Annotated in this window: 16 protein-coding genes and 1 other RNA gene; 7 read left to right on the top strand and 10 right to left on the bottom strand. The window is 59.1% G+C overall.

Going from position 1 to position 15,193, the window contains the following annotated elements; all coding sequences use genetic code 11:
* The 3 genes from ubiD to EAH78_RS01365 all read left to right on the top strand — a co-directional run bounded on the left by ubiD (nt 1) and on the right by EAH78_RS01365 (nt 3,325).
* A complete protein-coding gene (gene ubiD / locus EAH78_RS01375) occupies nt 1–1,467 on the top strand; it encodes a 4-hydroxy-3-polyprenylbenzoate decarboxylase (protein WP_007942423.1) in 1,467 nt (488 codons plus the stop codon).
* Nucleotides 1,467–2,435: a CDP-6-deoxy-delta-3,4-glucoseen reductase gene (locus EAH78_RS01370; RefSeq protein ID WP_140664539.1), complete on the top strand. Its 969-nt coding sequence runs from the start codon at nt 1,467–1,469 to the stop codon at nt 2,433–2,435. The genes ubiD and EAH78_RS01370 overlap by 1 nt, the downstream gene beginning before the upstream one ends.
* A gap of 221 nt (nt 2,436–2,656) precedes the next feature.
* The gene (locus EAH78_RS01365; RefSeq protein ID WP_140664536.1) at nt 2,657–3,325 is read left to right on the top strand and encodes a gamma-glutamylcyclotransferase; all 669 of its coding nucleotides are present in this window, start codon (nt 2,657–2,659) and stop codon (nt 3,323–3,325) included.
* On the opposite strand, the gene glpT is transcribed toward EAH78_RS01365, so the two are convergent.
* A complete protein-coding gene (glpT, locus tag EAH78_RS01360) occupies nt 3,301–4,650 on the bottom strand; it encodes a glycerol-3-phosphate transporter (RefSeq protein WP_027926449.1) in 1,350 nt (449 codons plus the stop codon). The two genes, EAH78_RS01365 and glpT, sit on opposite strands and share 25 nt — an antisense overlap.
* Nucleotides 4,651–4,977: 327 nt before the next feature.
* Between glpT and EAH78_RS01355 the strand changes: the two genes are divergently transcribed.
* A complete protein-coding gene (locus EAH78_RS01355; protein ID WP_140664533.1) occupies nt 4,978–5,592 on the top strand; it encodes an energy transducer TonB in 615 nt (204 codons plus the stop codon).
* 50 nt (nt 5,593–5,642) lie between these two features.
* Here EAH78_RS01355 and EAH78_RS01350 read toward each other — a convergent pair whose 3' ends face one another.
* Nucleotides 5,643–6,620 carry an NADPH:quinone oxidoreductase family protein gene (locus EAH78_RS01350; protein WP_140664528.1) on the bottom strand — a complete coding sequence of 326 codons (978 nt, stop codon included), beginning with the start codon at nt 6,618–6,620 and terminating at the stop codon, nt 5,643–5,645.
* A gap of 150 nt (nt 6,621–6,770) precedes the next feature.
* On the opposite strand from EAH78_RS01350, the gene EAH78_RS01345 reads away from it, so the two are divergent.
* Nucleotides 6,771–7,178 carry a flagellar basal body-associated protein FliL gene (locus EAH78_RS01345; RefSeq protein WP_140664525.1) on the top strand — a complete coding sequence of 136 codons (408 nt, stop codon included), beginning with the start codon at nt 6,771–6,773 and terminating at the stop codon, nt 7,176–7,178.
* A 114-nt stretch (nt 7,179–7,292) separates the two neighbouring features.
* Here the strand turns inward: EAH78_RS01345 and EAH78_RS01340 are convergent, their stop codons facing one another.
* The 4 genes from EAH78_RS01340 to EAH78_RS01325 form a co-directional block, all read right to left on the bottom strand.
* On the bottom strand, nt 7,293–8,411 hold the full coding sequence (locus tag EAH78_RS01340; RefSeq protein WP_140664522.1) for an ABC transporter permease: 1,119 nt from the start codon (nt 8,409–8,411) through the stop codon (nt 7,293–7,295).
* A complete protein-coding gene (gene rbbA, locus EAH78_RS01335; RefSeq protein ID WP_140664518.1) occupies nt 8,411–11,134 on the bottom strand; it encodes a ribosome-associated ATPase/putative transporter RbbA in 2,724 nt (907 codons plus the stop codon). Before rbbA ends, EAH78_RS01340 begins: the two co-directional genes overlap by 1 nt.
* Nucleotides 11,131–12,096, bottom strand: coding sequence for an HlyD family secretion protein (locus tag EAH78_RS01330; RefSeq protein WP_140664514.1), 966 nt, complete (start codon nt 12,094–12,096; stop codon nt 11,131–11,133). The genes rbbA and EAH78_RS01330 overlap by 4 nt, the downstream gene beginning before the upstream one ends.
* A 133-nt stretch (nt 12,097–12,229) precedes the next feature.
* Nucleotides 12,230–12,679 (bottom strand): EVE domain-containing protein, encoded by a 450-nt coding sequence (locus tag EAH78_RS01325; protein ID WP_140664510.1) that lies wholly within the window; start codon nt 12,677–12,679, stop codon nt 12,230–12,232.
* Nucleotides 12,680–12,879: 200 nt separating this feature from the next.
* Between EAH78_RS01325 and EAH78_RS01320 the strand changes: the two genes are divergently transcribed.
* Entirely contained in the window at nt 12,880–13,032 is a 153-nt protein-coding gene (locus tag EAH78_RS01320) for a hypothetical protein (RefSeq protein WP_007942433.1), read from the top strand.
* 35 nt (nt 13,033–13,067) lie between these two features.
* Here the strand turns inward: EAH78_RS01320 and EAH78_RS01315 are convergent, their stop codons facing one another.
* The 4 genes from EAH78_RS01315 to EAH78_RS01300 all read right to left on the bottom strand — a co-directional run bounded on the left by EAH78_RS01315 (nt 13,068) and on the right by EAH78_RS01300 (nt 14,492).
* A complete protein-coding gene (locus EAH78_RS01315; RefSeq protein WP_140664505.1) occupies nt 13,068–13,673 on the bottom strand; it encodes a 5-formyltetrahydrofolate cyclo-ligase in 606 nt (201 codons plus the stop codon).
* A gap of 86 nt (nt 13,674–13,759) precedes the next feature.
* Nucleotides 13,760–13,938: non-coding RNA, 6S RNA (gene ssrS, locus EAH78_RS01310), on the bottom strand.
* A gap of 30 nt (nt 13,939–13,968) precedes the next feature.
* Nucleotides 13,969–14,286 carry a cell division protein ZapA gene (locus EAH78_RS01305; RefSeq protein ID WP_007942435.1) on the bottom strand — a complete coding sequence of 106 codons (318 nt, stop codon included), beginning with the start codon at nt 14,284–14,286 and terminating at the stop codon, nt 13,969–13,971.
* Complete coding sequence (locus tag EAH78_RS01300) at nt 14,283–14,492, bottom strand: TIGR02449 family protein (protein ID WP_007942437.1); 210 nt, start codon at nt 14,490–14,492, stop codon at nt 14,283–14,285. Before EAH78_RS01300 ends, EAH78_RS01305 begins: the two co-directional genes overlap by 4 nt.
* 127 nt (nt 14,493–14,619) lie before the next feature.
* On the opposite strand from EAH78_RS01300, the gene EAH78_RS01295 reads away from it, so the two are divergent.
* Nucleotides 14,620–15,180 carry a YecA family protein gene (locus tag EAH78_RS01295; RefSeq protein WP_140664502.1) on the top strand — a complete coding sequence of 187 codons (561 nt, stop codon included), beginning with the start codon at nt 14,620–14,622 and terminating at the stop codon, nt 15,178–15,180.
* Nucleotides 15,181–15,193: the final 13 nt, after the last annotated feature.

Here is a 15,193-nt window from a genome sequence, read left to right as displayed (position 1 = left end):
ATGAAATTCAAGGACCTTCGGGATTTCGTGCAGCAGCTTGAGCAGCGCGGAGAGTTGAAACGCATCCAGATCCCCGTCTCTCCAGTGCTGGAGATGACCGAAGTCTGTGATCGCACACTGCGGGCCAAAGGCCCGGCGCTGCTGTTCGAGAACCCGACCGGCTACGACATTCCGGTGCTCGGCAACCTGTTCGGCACCCCCGAGCGGGTCGCCATGGGCATGGGCGCCGAGGCGGTCAGCGAGCTGCGCGAGATCGGCAAGCTGCTGGCCTTCCTCAAGGAACCCGAGCCACCGAAGGGCCTGAAAGACGCTTGGTCGAAGTTGCCGATCTTCCGCAAGATCATCGCCATGGCACCGAAAGTCGTCAAAGACGCGGTGTGCCAGGAAGTGGTCATCGAAGGCGACGACGTCGATCTGGCGATGCTCCCCGTGCAAACCTGCTGGCCCGGCGACGTCGGCCCGCTGATCACCTGGGGCCTGACCGTCACCAAAGGTCCGAACAAGGACCGCCAGAACCTCGGTATCTATCGTCAGCAAGTGATTGGCCGCAACAAGGTGATCATGCGCTGGTTGAGCCACCGTGGTGGCGCGCTGGATTATCGCGAGTGGTGCGAAAAGCATCCCGGCCAGCCGTTCCCGGTCTCCGTGGCGTTGGGCGCCGACCCGGCGACCATCCTCGGTGCTGTGACGCCGGTGCCGGACAGCCTCTCCGAATACGCGTTCGCCGGTCTGCTACGCGGCAACCGCACCGAGCTGGTGAAGTGCCGCGGCAACGACCTGCAAGTGCCGGCCACCGCCGAGATCATCCTTGAAGGCGTGATTCATCCGGGTGAAATGGCTGATGAAGGCCCGTACGGCGACCACACCGGTTATTACAACGAAGTCGACAGCTTCCCGGTGTTCACCGTCGAGCGCATCACCCACCGGATCAAGCCGATCTACCACAGCACCTACACCGGCCGTCCGCCGGATGAGCCGGCGATTCTCGGCGTGGCGCTGAACGAAGTGTTCGTGCCGATCCTGCAAAAGCAGTTCCCGGAAATCACCGATTTCTACCTGCCGCCCGAAGGCTGCTCGTACCGCATGGCCATCGTGACCATGAAGAAGTCGTACCCGGGGCACGCCAAGCGGGTAATGCTCGGTGTCTGGTCGTTTTTGCGACAGTTCATGTACACCAAGTTCGTTATCGTCACCGATGACGACATCAACGCGCGGGACTGGAACGACGTGATCTGGGCCATCACCACGCGCATGGACCCCAAGCGCGACACGGTGATGATCGACAACACGCCGATCGACTACCTCGACTTTGCCTCGCCGGTCTCGGGCCTGGGCTCGAAAATGGGCCTGGATGCCACGCATAAATGGCCGGGCGAAACCACTCGCGAGTGGGGCCGGGTGATCGTCAAGGACGACGCCGTGACTCAACGGATCGATGCCATCTGGAATCAGTTAGGAATAGATTGATGCGTGTAACCTTGCAGCCCTCCGGAGCAGTGCTAGAGATTCTGCCCGGCGAGCGGATTCTCGACGGTGCGCGGCGCCTGGGCTATGAATGCCCGCAAAGCTGCCGCAACGGCAATTGCCACGTGTGCGCGGCGTTGCTGGTGGAAGGACGGGTTGAACAAGCCGGCCATGTGCACGACCATGGCGAGTTCTACACTTGCATAGCGGAGCCGCTGGAAGACTGCATTTTGCTGTGGGATGGCGTGCTCGCGCTGGGAGAACTGCCGGTGCGCAGCGTGTCGTGTCAGGTCATTGAATGCAGGGACGTCGGCGGCGATACCTGGCGCGTGCGTCTGCGCGCGCCGGCCGGCAAGCCACCGCGTTACCACGCGGGTCAGTACTTGATGATCGAACGTGAGAATGGCGAAAAATCCGCGTTTTCCCTTGCGTCGGCTCCCCATGGCGGGCGCGATCTGGAAATTCATGTATTGGCGCGCGAAAGCAGTGCGCTGAGCCTGATCGATCAGCTGCAACGCAATCGGATGGTGCGGGTTGAGCTGCCATTCGGCGATACGCATCTGGCGGAATTGCCGGACGGCCCATTGGTGCTGATTGCCGCCGGTACAGGCATGGGCCAGATCCACAGCCTGATCGAGCATTGCCGCGCCACGGGCTTCAAGCATCCGGTGCACCTGTACTGGGGCGTGCGTCGTCCTGAAGATTTTTACCAGATCGAGCATTGGGATGAGTGGCTGAAGCTGCCCAATCTGTTCCTGCACAGGATCGTCAGTGATCAGTGCGGTTGGCAAGGGCGCTGCGGGATGCTGCACGAGGCGGTGTGCGAGGATTTCCCTGATCTGAAAGCCTTGCATGTCTACGCCAGCGGCTCACCGGCCATGGTCTACGGCACATTGGATGCGTTGGTGAACGCCGGGATGGATGCTCATCAAATGCGCGCGGATGTGTTTGCGTATGCGCCGCGCTCTTGAGCCTCGATCTTGATCCGCGATTTCAATTGATATAACTCCCCATATAGCCGATCGGTATTTATAAAATTATATAAGTGCCGGTAGGTTATATCTTGTTAAGGCAATACATTAAGAACTGTGCCGTGGCACTTAATTTGTCTTAAAACTTATGTGCCTTATTGTTACAGCGGTGCGTTCTATTAAGTAAGTCATTACCCGCGGGGAGCTGAACGCTATTCGCCATGAGCGCCATTGAATCTGCATTTTTGAATCTGGCTTACCCTCCGCGACTCGATCTGGGGCCGCAGCTGACGCACGAGCAATTGCTCAGCTCGATGCAGTCGACCATGGCGCGCCACAAGGGCGGTCCTGTCTGGCTGTTCGCTTACGGCTCGTTGATCTGGCGCCCTGAATGCGCGGCGGTGGAACGCGTACGCGGCCGGGTGCATGGTTACCATCGCGGTTTATACCTGTGGTCCCACGAACATCGCGGCACACCCGAAGTGCCTGGTCTGGTGTTTGGTCTGGATCGCGGCGGTTCCTGCAGCGGCTTCGCTTATCGCTTGCCCGAAGAACAACTTGAAGCCTCGCTTTACGCACTCTGGCAGCGCGAGATGCCATTTCCGTCCTATCGCCCGCACTGGCTCAACTGCCGTCTTGAAGACGGAAGTCAGGTTCAGGCATTGGGATTTGTTTTGGAGCGACACCTGCCCAGCTATGCCGGCAACCTGCCGGATCATGTGCTGAGCCAGGTGTTTGAAAACGCTTGCGGGCGCTACGGCACCACTCGCGATTATGTCGAGCAGACCGCCCACGCCCTGCGTAGCCACGCCATGCCAGACCGGAATCTGGAGGCGCGGCTCAAGCGCTGCAAATCAACATCCGATCAGGCGATCGCTTCGCGGGTCTGACTGGCGACGTTCTTGTGGCCCAGCGTGGGCGCCAGGAACGCCATCGCTAGCAGGCAGGCAACAACCAGCAGAATGAAACCGCCATCCCAGCCAAAATAGTCCACCGTGTAACCCATCAGGGCACTGGCCGCGACTGAGCCACCCAGATAACCGAACAGACCGGTAAAGCCCGCGGCAGTCCCGGCGGCTTTTTTCGGCACCAGCTCCAGCGCCTGCAAACCCACCAGCATCACCGGGCCGTAGATCAGGAAGCCAATGGCGAACAGCGAGATCATGTCGATCATCGGGTTGCCCGGCGGGTTCAGCCAGTACACGATCGTCGCCACGGTCACCAACGCCATGAACACCATGCCGGTCAGGCCACGGTTGCCTCGGAAGATCTTGTCCGACATCCATCCGCACAGCAGCGTGCCCGGAATACCGGCCCACTCGTACAGGAAGTACGCCCACGAGGTCTTGTCGAAATCGAAGTGCTTGACCTCTTTGAGGTAGGTCGGTGCCCAATCGAGGATGCCGTAGCGCAGCAGGTAGACGAAGACGTTGGCCAGGGCGATGAACCAGAGCATTTTGTTGCGTAGCACGTATTTGACGAAGATGTCCTTGGCGCTGAATTCTTCTTCGTGGCTGGCGTCGTAGCCGTCCGGGTAATCATTTTTGTACTTCTCAATCGGCGGCAGGCCGGTCGATTGCGGTGTATCGCGCATCACAATGAAGGCAAACACGGCGACCAGCAGCGCCACGGCGGCCGGTACATAGAACTTGCTGTGCCAGTCGTTGAACCAGCCCATGCCGAGAATCGCCAACGGGCCGATCAAACCGCCGCCCACGTTATGCGCGGTGTTCCACACCGACACCACCTGACCGCGTTCTTTCTGCGACCACCAGTGCACCATGGTCCGGCCACTTGGCGGCCAGCCCATGCCTTGTGCCCAACCGTTGATGAACAACAGGATGAACATCATGGTCACGCTGGACGTTGCCCAAGGTGCGAAACCGAACACGAACATGACCCCGGCGGAGACCACCAGGCCAAAGGGCAGGAAGTAACGCGGGTTGGAGCGGTCGGACACGATACCCATCAGAAACTTGGACAGGCCATAGGCAATGGCAATCGCCGACATCGCCACACCCAGCTGACCCTTTGTGTAGCCTTGGGCAATCAGATCCGGGAACGCGAGCGTGAAGTTCTTACGCAGCAGGTAGTAACCCGCATAGCCAATGAAAATACCGGCGAAGATCTGCCAGCGTAGGCGTTTGTACGTGTCGTCAATTTGTTCGTCAGGCAAGGGAGCCTGATGTGCGGCAGGGCGAAAGAAAGCAAACATTCAAGAGCTCCAGATTTCTTGTTTTGACTGCGGATGCGAATGTTACAGTTTCGTTACCGAAAATAGCACCGGTTCGCATTAGCAAAACAGCGGAAATATGGGCAATCGAGTGTTCCTTTATGAACATGTCGCACAGGTATAAGTGAAGGACGGTGTGGGAAACGTCTCTCCCAGGCCTTAACGACGCATTTCAGTCCAAGGTAGGACGAGGCTTTGGGAAATGTCCTGCGTTGGAATGGGACGTCGCGGCGTTCTGTTTTGGGGGGCAGAGCCCTAACCTTTGTGCGGAGTGCCAGGTCTGGCATTTCAGTGGCGAGGGGAAGGGATATGCGGTGGCTGGTGTGGGTGCTTTTGTTGTTTGCGACTGTGGGCGTATGGGCGGGGGGGGTGCTGCTGATTCCCGAAAGTATCCCCAAGCCGATTTATCCCCGGGAGCTTTTCAGGAAAGGCATTACGGGGGAAGTCCGGGTCAGGTTCACGGTATATGCCGATGGCTCGGTCAATAAACTCAGCATCTTGCAGAGCGACCATCCTGATCTGGCCGAAGCGAGCCGCAAGGCCGTCGCGCAGTGGCGCTTCAAACCGTGGACGGTCGAGGGCGGGAAGCCCTCCGAGCAGCAAGTGACGGCCCCAATGGTTTTCAGGCTGGATCTCGACGAACCCATCCACGCCAATCAATGGCTAAAACAGCTGAGATGCCGTGACTTCAACGAAATGCTGGGCGATTTTCCGGAGTACGCGTGGGTCGACGCAGCGGTGTTTGATCACACCCGGGCTTATCTGTCGAACGTGTTTAACACGACGCAATTGGAGAATGAGCAGCGTCTGGCGTTGATTGCCACACTGAACAAGCGGGTGCCGAGAATCGTCAGGGAGTGCCGGGCGAGTCCGGTGCGCAGGTACGTGAGTCTGCTGCCGGAGGATGTTCGGAAGTTGTTTTAGTCGCGGCCAATAAAAATGCGGTCTGGACAATCCAGACCGCATTTGCGGGCTCAGCGAACCTGAACCACCACTTTCCCGACCGCTTTGCGCTGGCCAAGATCATTGATCGCCTGCGCCGCATTGCCCAACGGATAGACCTGCGACACCAACGGCTTCAACTTGCCCTCGGCAAACCAGCCAAACAATTGCTGGAAGTTCGCCGCGTTGTCCTGAGGTTGGCGCTGGGCAAACGAACCCCAGAACACACCGACCACGGCCGCGCCTTTGAGCAGCGCCAGGTTGACCGGGAATTCCGGAATCCGTCCGCTGGCGAAGCCGACCACCAGCAGGCGGCCGTTCCAGGCGATGGCGCGCACGGCCTGATCAAACAGGTCGCCGCCGACCGGGTCGTAGATCACATCGGCGCCCTGGCCGTCGGTCAGGCGTTTGATCTCGTCCTTGAGGCTGGTTTCGCTGTAATTGATCAGCTCATCGGCACCGGCAGCCTTGGCCACCGCCAGTTTTTCAGCGCTGCTGGCGGCGGCGATCACGCGGGCGCCCATGGCTTTGCCGATTTCCACGGCCGCCAGGCCCACGCCGCCGGAAGCACCCAGCACCAGCAGGGTTTCGCCCGGTTGCAGGTTTGCCCGTTGCTTGAGGGCATGCATCGAAGTGCCGTAGGTCATGCTGAACGCGGCGGCGGTGTTGAAGTCCATCGAGGGCGGAATCGGCAGCACGTTGTAACCCGGCACGGCAACCTGTTCGGCAAAGCTGCCCCAACCGGTCAGGGCCATGACTCGATCACCGACCTTGAGATGGCTGACCTTTTCGCCCACCGCGCTGATCACGCCCGCCGCTTCGCCACCCGGTGAAAACGGGAAGGGCGGCTTGAACTGGTATTTGCCCTCGATGATCAGCGTGTCCGGGAAATTCACCCCGGCGGCGTGCACGTCCAGCAGGATTTCGTTCTTCTTCGCGACAGGACTGGCGACGTCTTCCAGCACCAGCGATTCGGCAGGGCCGAAGGCTTTGCACAGCACGGCTTTCATCAGGGCTATTCCTTTGGGAGTGATGGCCGATAAGTGTAGGTGTGTGAGTCGATGGGTCAACGAGCATGCCCGACCCTGATAGTCAGCCATAAGCTTGTGCTTGAGCGGCGGGTCGTTATGCTAGGCCGCAAACCGGATAAGGAGCGAATTGTGAAAGCGTGGATCATGTTGTTGCTGGCCCTGTCTCTGCCTGTGGCAGCGATGGCCGAAGAAGCCAAAGAAGGTGAAGCTCCGAAGGTCAATTACATCACCCTGAGCCCGCCGTTCGTGGGCAACTACGGGCTGGACGGTACGCCGAAGCTCAAGGTCTACAAGGCTGACATCGCCTTGCGCGTGACCGGTGATGACGCCACCAAGGCAGTGAAGGCCAACGAACCGTTGATCCGCAATCAACTGGTGGCGTTGTTTGCTCAGCAAACGACCGAGACGATGAGCAATGTTGAAGCCAAGGAGAAGCTGCGTCAGGAAGCTTTGAAGCAAACTCAGCAAGTGATGAACGACGAGACCGGCAAGCCTGTGGTTGAGGATTTGTTGTTTAACAACCTGATCATTCAGTAAGTCATTCGTTGTCCGGGCTGGCCTCTTCGTCTGAACGCCGCCCGGAGCAAGCGCGCTTCCACAAGGGATCTTCATTGAATGCAGATCCAGTGTGGGAGCGGGCCACTCGGTCCCTCAGGACGCCAGGCTCTTGCGAAACCGCATCAGCGCTATCGCAAAGAACAGCAACCCTATGGCGGTGAGCGCGAGCAAGTCCGGCCAGACCACGCTCAACCCGGCGTCGCGAAACAATATGGCGGCGCTCAGGCTTACAAAGTGCGTTGAGGGCGAACCCTGCATCACCCATTGCAGCCATTGCGGCATGCTATCCAGCGGTGTGCTGCCGCCGGATAACAGCAACATCGGGATGATCACTGGAATCGCCAGCAGTCCGAACTGCGGCGTCGAGCGAGCCAGGGTGGCGAGAAAAATCCCCAGCGCGGTACTGGCGAACAGGTAGACCGCCGTCACCAGCAAAAACAGACTCAGGGAGCCGGTCAGCGGCACACCGAGCGCGCCTTTGACTATCACCTCCAGCGACAGCCAGGTGCACAGCACCACCACCAGCATGTTGCTCCATATTTTCGCCAGCATGATTTCCAGCGCTGTCAGCGGTAGCACCAACAGATGGTCGAGGGTGCCGTGTTCCCGTTCACGCAGCAGTGCTGTGCCGGTCAGGATAATGGCGAGGATCGTGATGTTGTTGACGATTTGAATCACCGCCAGAAACCAGCCGCCCTCCAGATTGCTGTTGAACAGGGCACGGGTGGTCAGCAATACGGGCGCTTTGCTCGCCACATCGCTTTGGCCGCTGTAGGTCAGCAACTCGCGCTGGAAAATTCGCCCTATATACCCCGCACCCATGAATGCCTGACTCATGGCGGTGGCGTCGACATTGACTTGCACGGCGGGCTGACGACCGGCCAGCAGGTCTGTCTGAAAGTTCGCCGGCACATTGATGACAAATGTGTACTTGCCACTGTCCATGACCTGGTCCAGTTGCCCGTACGGCAACAAGGCCGGCCGTTGGAATTCCGGAGGTTGCAGCGCCTGCGCCAGTTGTCGCGACACAAGGCTGTGATCTTCATCCACGATTGCCACGCTGGCGTTATGTACGCCGATCACCGAGCCCGCGGCCGGCATGTAGATCGCCACCGTAAAGGCGTAAAACAGAAACAGCAGCAGCACGCTGTCGTGTCGCAGGCTTGTTAGCTCCTTGAGACCCAGGCGCAGGATGTGCGCAAACTTATGCATCAGACCTCCTGCTTTTTCAGCATGACCAGGCTGAGCCCGGTGAACCCGACAAAGAACCCGAACAGCGCCAGGCATTGTGGCCAAAGCTGTCGAATATCCAGAGCCTTGGTGAAGGTGCCAACAGCGATATCAAGGAAGTGCCCGGCCGGAAACAGCATCCCCATCGTTGCGGCGGCGCCCTCGAGGGAGGATCGAGGCACGATCAGGCCGGAAAACTGGATGGTTGGCAGGCTGGTAATGATCATGGTGCCGAGGATGGCGGCGATCTGGGTCCGGGTGAACGCCGAAATCAACAAGCCCATGCTGGTTGTCGCCAATACATAGAGCAGCCCGCCGAAAGCCAGGGTCAGGATACTGCCCTTGAACGGCACACCAAACAGCCACCGGTTCATTGCGACCAGCACCGCAAGGTTGATCAGGCTGACCGCCAGATACGGCGCCTGCTTGCCGAGCAGGAACTCGAGTCGAGTCAGCGGTGTTGCATAGAAGTTGGTGATCGAACCCAGTTCCTTCTCCCGGACGATGCCCAGCGCCGTCAGCATGGCCGGGATGAACGCCAGGATCAGCGCCATGACGCCGGGCCCGATGGCGTTGACGCTGACCACGTCCTGGTTATACCGGAAGCGGGTTTCCAGTCGGGCGGCGGCTTGCCGGTTCAGCGCCGGGCTGCTCTGTTCGGCCAGTTGTTCAATATTGGCCTGGTGCACAGCCTCGACGTAGTTGCGACTGGTCTCGGCGCGAAACGGCATACCGCCATCGAGCCAGGCCGCCACGGCAGGTTGGCGCCCGGCGTACAAATCCCGGCCAAAACCGGGAGGCACCTCAAGTGCCAGTTTGATTTCAGAGCGCTGAAGGCGGCGATGCAGTTCTTTGGCGTCGCGGATGGGCGCTTGTTCGTCGAAGTACCGAGAGCCGCGAAAGGCTTCCAGGTACGCGCGACTCTGTGGTGTCTGATCCTGATCGTAGACAGCGAAGGCGAGTTTCTCGACGTCCAGGGAAATGCCGTAACCGAAGATCACCATCATGAAAATGGCCCCGAGCAGCGCAAACGCCATCCGCACTTTGTCACGCAGCAGCTCCTTGCCCTCACGACTCGCCACCGCCATCAGGCGACCGGGACTGAAGCCGCGATCGTTCATGGGCGTGGCCGGTATGACGGGCGTATTTGCAGGCGCTGCAGGTTTCGGTGTTTGCGAGGTGCCCTGGGCTTGCTCCAGGCAGGTGACGAACGCAGCCTCCAGCGTTTCACCTTTGAATTGTTGTTGCAGTGCTGCCGGCCTATCGCACGCCAGTACCTTGCCGGCATGCATCAACGAGATGCGATCGCAGCGTTGGGCTTCGTTCATGAAATGGGTGGAAAGGAAGATGGTTACACCTTGCTCTCGGGACAACTCGATCAGTAGTCGCCAAAAATCGTCCCGTGCCGCCGGGTCTACACCGGATGTTGGTTCGTCGAGAATCAAGACTTCCGGTCGATGCAGCACCGCTACCGCCAGGGACAAGCGTTGGCGCAAGCCCAAAGGCAATGCTGCGGACTGTTGTTCGCACACGCTTGCCAGGTTGAAACGCTGGATCAGCTCCTCAATGCGTTGCGTGCTTTCGATTTTCGGCAAATCGAACAGCCGCGCATGCAGCTCCAGGTTCTGCCGCACACTGAGTTCGCCATACAGCGAAAAACTCTGGGACATGAACCCGACCCTTTTACGGGTGGCCAGATCCTTGGCGTTCACCGGTTTGCCAAGCAACGTAGCGCTGCCTTCGCTGGCCGGTATCAGTCCGGTGAGGACTTTCATTGTGGTGGTTTTGCCACAGCCGTTGGACCCGAGGAAGCCAAAGATTTCGCCGCGACTGATGGCGAAGCTGACCTTGTCTACGGCGGTGAAGTCGCCGAAGCGTAGCGTCAGGTCGTGGGCCTCGATGGCGATATCGGTGGGGGTGCCGGTTCCCGGTGGAATCACCAGCGCCTGCTGGTCATGGCTGCCGTCGCCCTGATAATGGGTGAAAGCTTCGTCGAGTTTGCCGCTCGGTGTTACAGCCCGTAATTCCTTGGTCAATCCCGTGGCAATCAGCTTGCCGCCGTCAAGCATCAGGCAATGCTCGAACTGCTCGGCTTCCTCCATATACGCGGTGGCAACCAATAACGTCAGTTGTGGACGCTGGTGCCGCACATCGTCAACCAGCTCCCAGAACCGCCGACGAGACAACGGATCGACGCCAGTTGTCGGTTCATCGAGGATCAACAGGTCCGGTTCATGGATCAGCGCACAACACAGGCCCAGCTTTTGTTTCATGCCACCGGACAGTTTGCCTGCCGGTCGATCGGCGAAGTGCAACAAGTCGGTGGCCAGCAACAGATTGTGCATCCGCTGATCGCATTCGGCTTTTGACAGGCCAAACAAGGTGGCGAAAAAGTGAATGTTCTCGCTGATCGACAATTCGGGGTAAAGGTTGCCGCCCAGACCTTGAGGCATGAAGGCAATACGCGCGTAGAGGGAGTTGCGATGGCGGCGGTCCTGGATCGCCCCGTCTAATACATTCAGTTGCCCTTGCTGCAGCTTTTTCACGCCCGCGATCAGTCCCAGCAGACTAGATTTTCCAGCACCATCGGGACCAATCAATCCGCAACGGGTCCCGGCGGGCAGGCTGAACGTGATGTCACTCAACGCCTGATGTGTGCCGTAGCGATGATCGATTGCGGAGGCCTGAACCGCCAGGCCGGTCATTGCAGATTAGCCGGCCAGCCAACGGGGGCGGTGCGCACATAACCGGCGCCGGGCATGCCGGGTTTGGCCTGGGGCATGGCCCCGGGATCAGTCAGACGTAACTTGACCCGAAACACAAGTTTTTGCCGCTCATCGCGGGTCTCGACTTCTTTAGGGGTGAACTGCGACTTGGCTGCGACAAAGCTGACCTTCGCCGGCAGTGGGTGGTCGGGCAGGGCGTCGAGCAAAATCCGCGCCTCATCGCCCACCGCCAGGCGCCCGGTCACGGAGGTCGGCAGGTAGAGGTTCATGTATTGATCGTTCGGGTCGATCAGCACTAATACACGTCCGCCGGCACCTAGCACTTCTCCGGGTTCGGCCATGCGCAGCTGGATCACCCCATCGATAGGGGCGCGTAAACTGCTGTCGTCGATTTCACTGTTCAATTGCGCGACTTGCGCCTGTGCAGCGCCAATGGCAGCACCGACCGCAGACACTTGTGCGCGGGCCGCCGCAACGGCGGCATTGCCAGTGCCAATACGCGCCTGCTGCTGATCGATGATCTGACCGCTCACGAAACCGTGTTTGAACAGCGCCTCGGAACGACTGAGTTCCTGTTGGGCGAGCAGTTGCTCACTCAGGCGTAATTGCACGTTGGCTTGTGCGGCGGTGAGGTTCTCCCGGGCGCGCAGTACTTCAGCTTCGGCCTGGTTACGTTGGGCTTCAAGGGTACGAGTGTCCATGCGGGCCAGCAGTTGGCCTTTGCTGACCTTGTCGCCTTCATCGACGAGTACTTCGGCCAGTCGCCCGGGTGTTTTACTGGCGATCTGTACTTCGGTGGCTTCGAGGCGGCCATTGCCGACGTACAAGCCTTCGGGCAAGCGGTCATGCATCGACTTCCAGTAGCCAAAGCCCCCGGCAGCGAGCAGCAATACCACTAAAGCACTGGCAAACAATATTGAAGAGCGACTGTGCGTAGACATTGCGGGCATCCTGCGGCTGTTGCGTCCTAGTCTGGTTGATCGAACGCCGGGGCGAGTTGATACCAGTCAACTGAGGGGTGAGCCTAACTCTATTGAGCGCAGAAAAGAGGATGATCGGATGGTTCTGCCGTATTTAACGTAGATTGAGCACCGCCGCCCATTGTTCGCTCGTCACCGGCATCACGGACAGCCGCGAACCCTTCTGCACCAGTGGCATCTCTGCCAACGCCGTCTGCTGCTTCAAATAATCCAGCTTCAACACCCTGGCAAACGTCTCGACATGCTCGACGTCAATCGCACTCCAGGCGTTTTTCTCGGCGCCGGCCTTGGGATCGTAGTAATGACTCTCCGGCTCCAGCGCCGTCGGGTCCGGATACGCCGCTTCGACAATTTTTCCAATGCCGGCAATTCCCGGCTCCGGGCAGCTGGAGTGATAGAAGAAAAACGCGTCACCGACCGCCATGGCGCGCAAAAAGTTACGCGCCTGATAGTTGCGAACCCCGTCCCAGCGCGCTCGGCCAAGCTTCTCCAGACCTTTGATCGAGAGTTCGTCGGGCTCGGATTTCATCAGCCAATAGGCCATGGATTTTGCTCCTTGCGAGGTGAGTGGACAGGTTGTCGGGCAATTTTATGACAAACCGACAGTCGGTTGACGCCAGCGTTTGCGTGTCAGTTCACGTTGTCGCAAAATGCCGGCCTTCTAAGCTTGACGCTGCTGCACGGCTTACACCTGAAATGGAACCGCTGCTGTCATCGTGTTGATGTGCCTTTGGGGGGCAATCGATGAAACGCAAACCGGATTTACTATGGATTTTGGTTATTTTGTTCGGCCTTGGTGTTGTAACTACTGGTTATGCCCAAAGCCTGTGGAATAACAAGACTGACGCGCCAATCGAAATCGCCCAGCAACAGCAGCCGTCGGCGTTCAAGCGCTAAACCTGTCTTTTGGACGCCGCTGATCGCAGTGGCGTCTAGCCTGCGAAATACCTCGCCTTGTCTGTCACCGTTCCTTGCAACGGCACATCCCAGCTCGCCTGAGCCAATCGCTCGACTTTCTGACATTCATGGGCCAGCCCCAGCAGCGTCGGCTTGCGCCATGTTTTGCGGCGCGCCAGATACGCCAGGCTTCGGTCGTAGAAACCGCCGCCCATGCCCAGGCGCCCTCCGACATCGTCAAACCCCACCAGCGGCAACAGAATCAGATCCAGCGCCCAGACTTTGCGTTGCCGGGCGAGGTTGTGCCTGGGTTCGAGAATTCGAAAGCGGTTGGGTTTGAGTTTTTCGCCCGGGCGAATGCGCTGGAAGACCATTTTGGTTCGCGGCCAGGCACTGAGCACCGGCAGATACGTGGCCTTGCCCCGGCGTTGAGCGGCACGCAGCAGGACGCGTGGATCGATTTCACCGTCGGTCGGCAAGTACAGCGAGATGTGTCTGGCGCGGCGAAACAACGGCTGTTGGGCCAATTGCTTGTACAGCCCGCGAGCAGCCTGGCGCTGCTGACTGGGTGTCAGGGCGCGGCGGGCCTTGCGCAGCATGCGTCGAAGTTGCGGGCGGGGTAGCAGCGCAGGTTCGGTCATGAATTCGGGCTTCGACAGGACGAGTACATAAAGCGTACCCGTAAAAAAGCCGATGCCGGTAATTAAACCGGCATCGGACTGGAATCAGGCTCCCCGGATGTACCGCTGTCGACTTAGCCCTTGAACCCGAAAGTTCAAGGTGGAAGATGCAGTAGGCTTTAAGGCTTTCCGTCTAGCGGACATGCACACCAGCCCAACGTGCAACCTCCAGGGTATAGCAAATCGGCTCAGGGACATCGCCAACTGGCAAGCACCCCAGGGAGTGAAGCGAGTATACCCCAAGCGGTTTCGTGTTTCAGCCCTTGGTGACGTCCGGATCGGTGGCGAGCACCAGATCGACACGGTCCAGCAGGTCGCGAACCTGTTCGCGAGTCGAGCCGCTGGCCTGTACATCCGGCCGTTCTTCCTTGTGCAGCAGGTCGTGTGTGATGTTCAACGCGGCCATGACGGCGATGCGGTCGGCGCCGATGACTTTGCCGCTGCTGCGGATCTCGCGCATCTTGCCGTCCAGGTAACGGGCGGCGCTCACCAGGTTGCTGCGCTCTTCCTGGGGGCAAATGATCGAATATTCTTTGTCGAGGATCTGCACGGTAACGCTATTGCTTGAACTCATGAGTCTTGCTCCAGGGCCTTGAGGCGCGAAATCATCGATTCAACCTTACGCCGGGCGATTTCGTTTTTTTCAATGAGGTGCGCGCGTTCCTCGCGCCAGGTCTTTTCCTGAGCTAGTAAGAGTCCGTTTTGGCTCTTTAGTTGCTCGACTCGACTAATTAGCAATTCGAGTCTGGCCATCAGCGCTTGCAGGTCGGTGTCTTCCATTGTGTCCACTGAATGTGTGCTTGATGGGGGTAGCTGGCGGACAGCCTTTAATAGTCTTGGCGAGTCTGTCGATGTAGGATACAAGGCCTTCATTCTAGACATAGCGCCGTCTGGCGCCTAGCTGCCCATGACCATTCAGAATTCCCCGTACCAAGCCTTCGCCACACTGCTGACCGCCAGCGGTCATAACGTCTCGCCTGCCGAACTGCACGGCCTGTTGCTCGGCCGCAGTTGCGCCGGTGCCGGCTTCAATGCCGAAGAGTGGTTGATCGATGCCGCCGAACTGCTGGAAAGCGAACCGCAGGACAATGTCCGCAACGCCCTGATCGGCTTGCAGGAGATGGTCAAGGGCGAGTTGACCGGCGACGACGTGACCGTCGTTCTGTTGCTGCCAACCGATGACGCGCCCCTGGTTGACCGTGCCGTGGCGCTGGGTGAGTGGTGCCAGGGCTTCCTCAGCGGTTTCGGCTTGAACTGCCGGGACAGCAGCACGCTCAGCACTGAAGCCACCGAAGTATTGCAGGACCTGGCGGCCATTTCTCAGGTGCAAGACGCCCTGGAAGAGTCCGAAGACGGCGAAACCGATTACATGGAAGTGATGGAATACCTGCGCGTCGCACCGCTGCTGCTGTTCTCCGAAACCAAAAAAGCGGACGTGCCGCCAGCCGCCAAACCGTCGTTGCATTAATCGCGTGCCAGGA

The sequence above is a fragment of the Pseudomonas arsenicoxydans genome, from assembly GCF_006438915.1.
GTDB classification, from domain to species: Bacteria; Pseudomonadota; Gammaproteobacteria; order Pseudomonadales; family Pseudomonadaceae; genus Aquipseudomonas; species Aquipseudomonas arsenicoxydans_A.
The sequence above is the reverse complement of the archived record's forward strand: the minus strand, read 5'-3'. Positions and strand labels throughout refer to the sequence as shown.

What these genes read in the sequence shown, in the direction of transcription:
- ubiD (WP_007942423.1), top strand. Translation starts at nt 1, where the DNA reads ATGAAATTCAAGGACCTTCGGGATTTCGTGCAGCAGCTTGAGCAGCGC.
- EAH78_RS01370 (WP_140664539.1), top strand. Translation starts at nt 1,467, where the DNA reads ATGCGTGTAACCTTGCAGCCCTCCGGAGCAGTGCTAGAGATTCTGCCC.
- EAH78_RS01365 (WP_140664536.1), top strand. Translation starts at nt 2,657, where the DNA reads ATGAGCGCCATTGAATCTGCATTTTTGAATCTGGCTTACCCTCCGCGA.
- glpT (WP_027926449.1), bottom strand. Translation starts at nt 4,650, where the DNA reads ATGTTTGCTTTCTTTCGCCCTGCCGCACATCAGGCTCCCTTGCCTGAC.
- EAH78_RS01355 (WP_140664533.1), top strand. Translation starts at nt 4,978, where the DNA reads ATGCGGTGGCTGGTGTGGGTGCTTTTGTTGTTTGCGACTGTGGGCGTA.
- EAH78_RS01350 (WP_140664528.1), bottom strand. Translation starts at nt 6,620, where the DNA reads ATGAAAGCCGTGCTGTGCAAAGCCTTCGGCCCTGCCGAATCGCTGGTG.
- EAH78_RS01340 (WP_140664522.1), bottom strand. Translation starts at nt 8,411, where the DNA reads ATGCATAAGTTTGCGCACATCCTGCGCCTGGGTCTCAAGGAGCTAACA.
- rbbA (WP_140664518.1), bottom strand. Translation starts at nt 11,134, where the DNA reads ATGACCGGCCTGGCGGTTCAGGCCTCCGCAATCGATCATCGCTACGGC.
- EAH78_RS01330 (WP_140664514.1), bottom strand. Translation starts at nt 12,096, where the DNA reads ATGTCTACGCACAGTCGCTCTTCAATATTGTTTGCCAGTGCTTTAGTG.
- EAH78_RS01325 (WP_140664510.1), bottom strand. Translation starts at nt 12,679, where the DNA reads ATGGCCTATTGGCTGATGAAATCCGAGCCCGACGAACTCTCGATCAAA.
- EAH78_RS01320 (WP_007942433.1), top strand. Translation starts at nt 12,880, where the DNA reads ATGAAACGCAAACCGGATTTACTATGGATTTTGGTTATTTTGTTCGGC.
- EAH78_RS01315 (WP_140664505.1), bottom strand. Translation starts at nt 13,673, where the DNA reads ATGACCGAACCTGCGCTGCTACCCCGCCCGCAACTTCGACGCATGCTG.
- EAH78_RS01305 (WP_007942435.1), bottom strand. Translation starts at nt 14,286, where the DNA reads ATGAGTTCAAGCAATAGCGTTACCGTGCAGATCCTCGACAAAGAATAT.
- EAH78_RS01300 (WP_007942437.1), bottom strand. Translation starts at nt 14,492, where the DNA reads ATGGAAGACACCGACCTGCAAGCGCTGATGGCCAGACTCGAATTGCTA.
- EAH78_RS01295 (WP_140664502.1), top strand. Translation starts at nt 14,620, where the DNA reads ATGACCATTCAGAATTCCCCGTACCAAGCCTTCGCCACACTGCTGACC.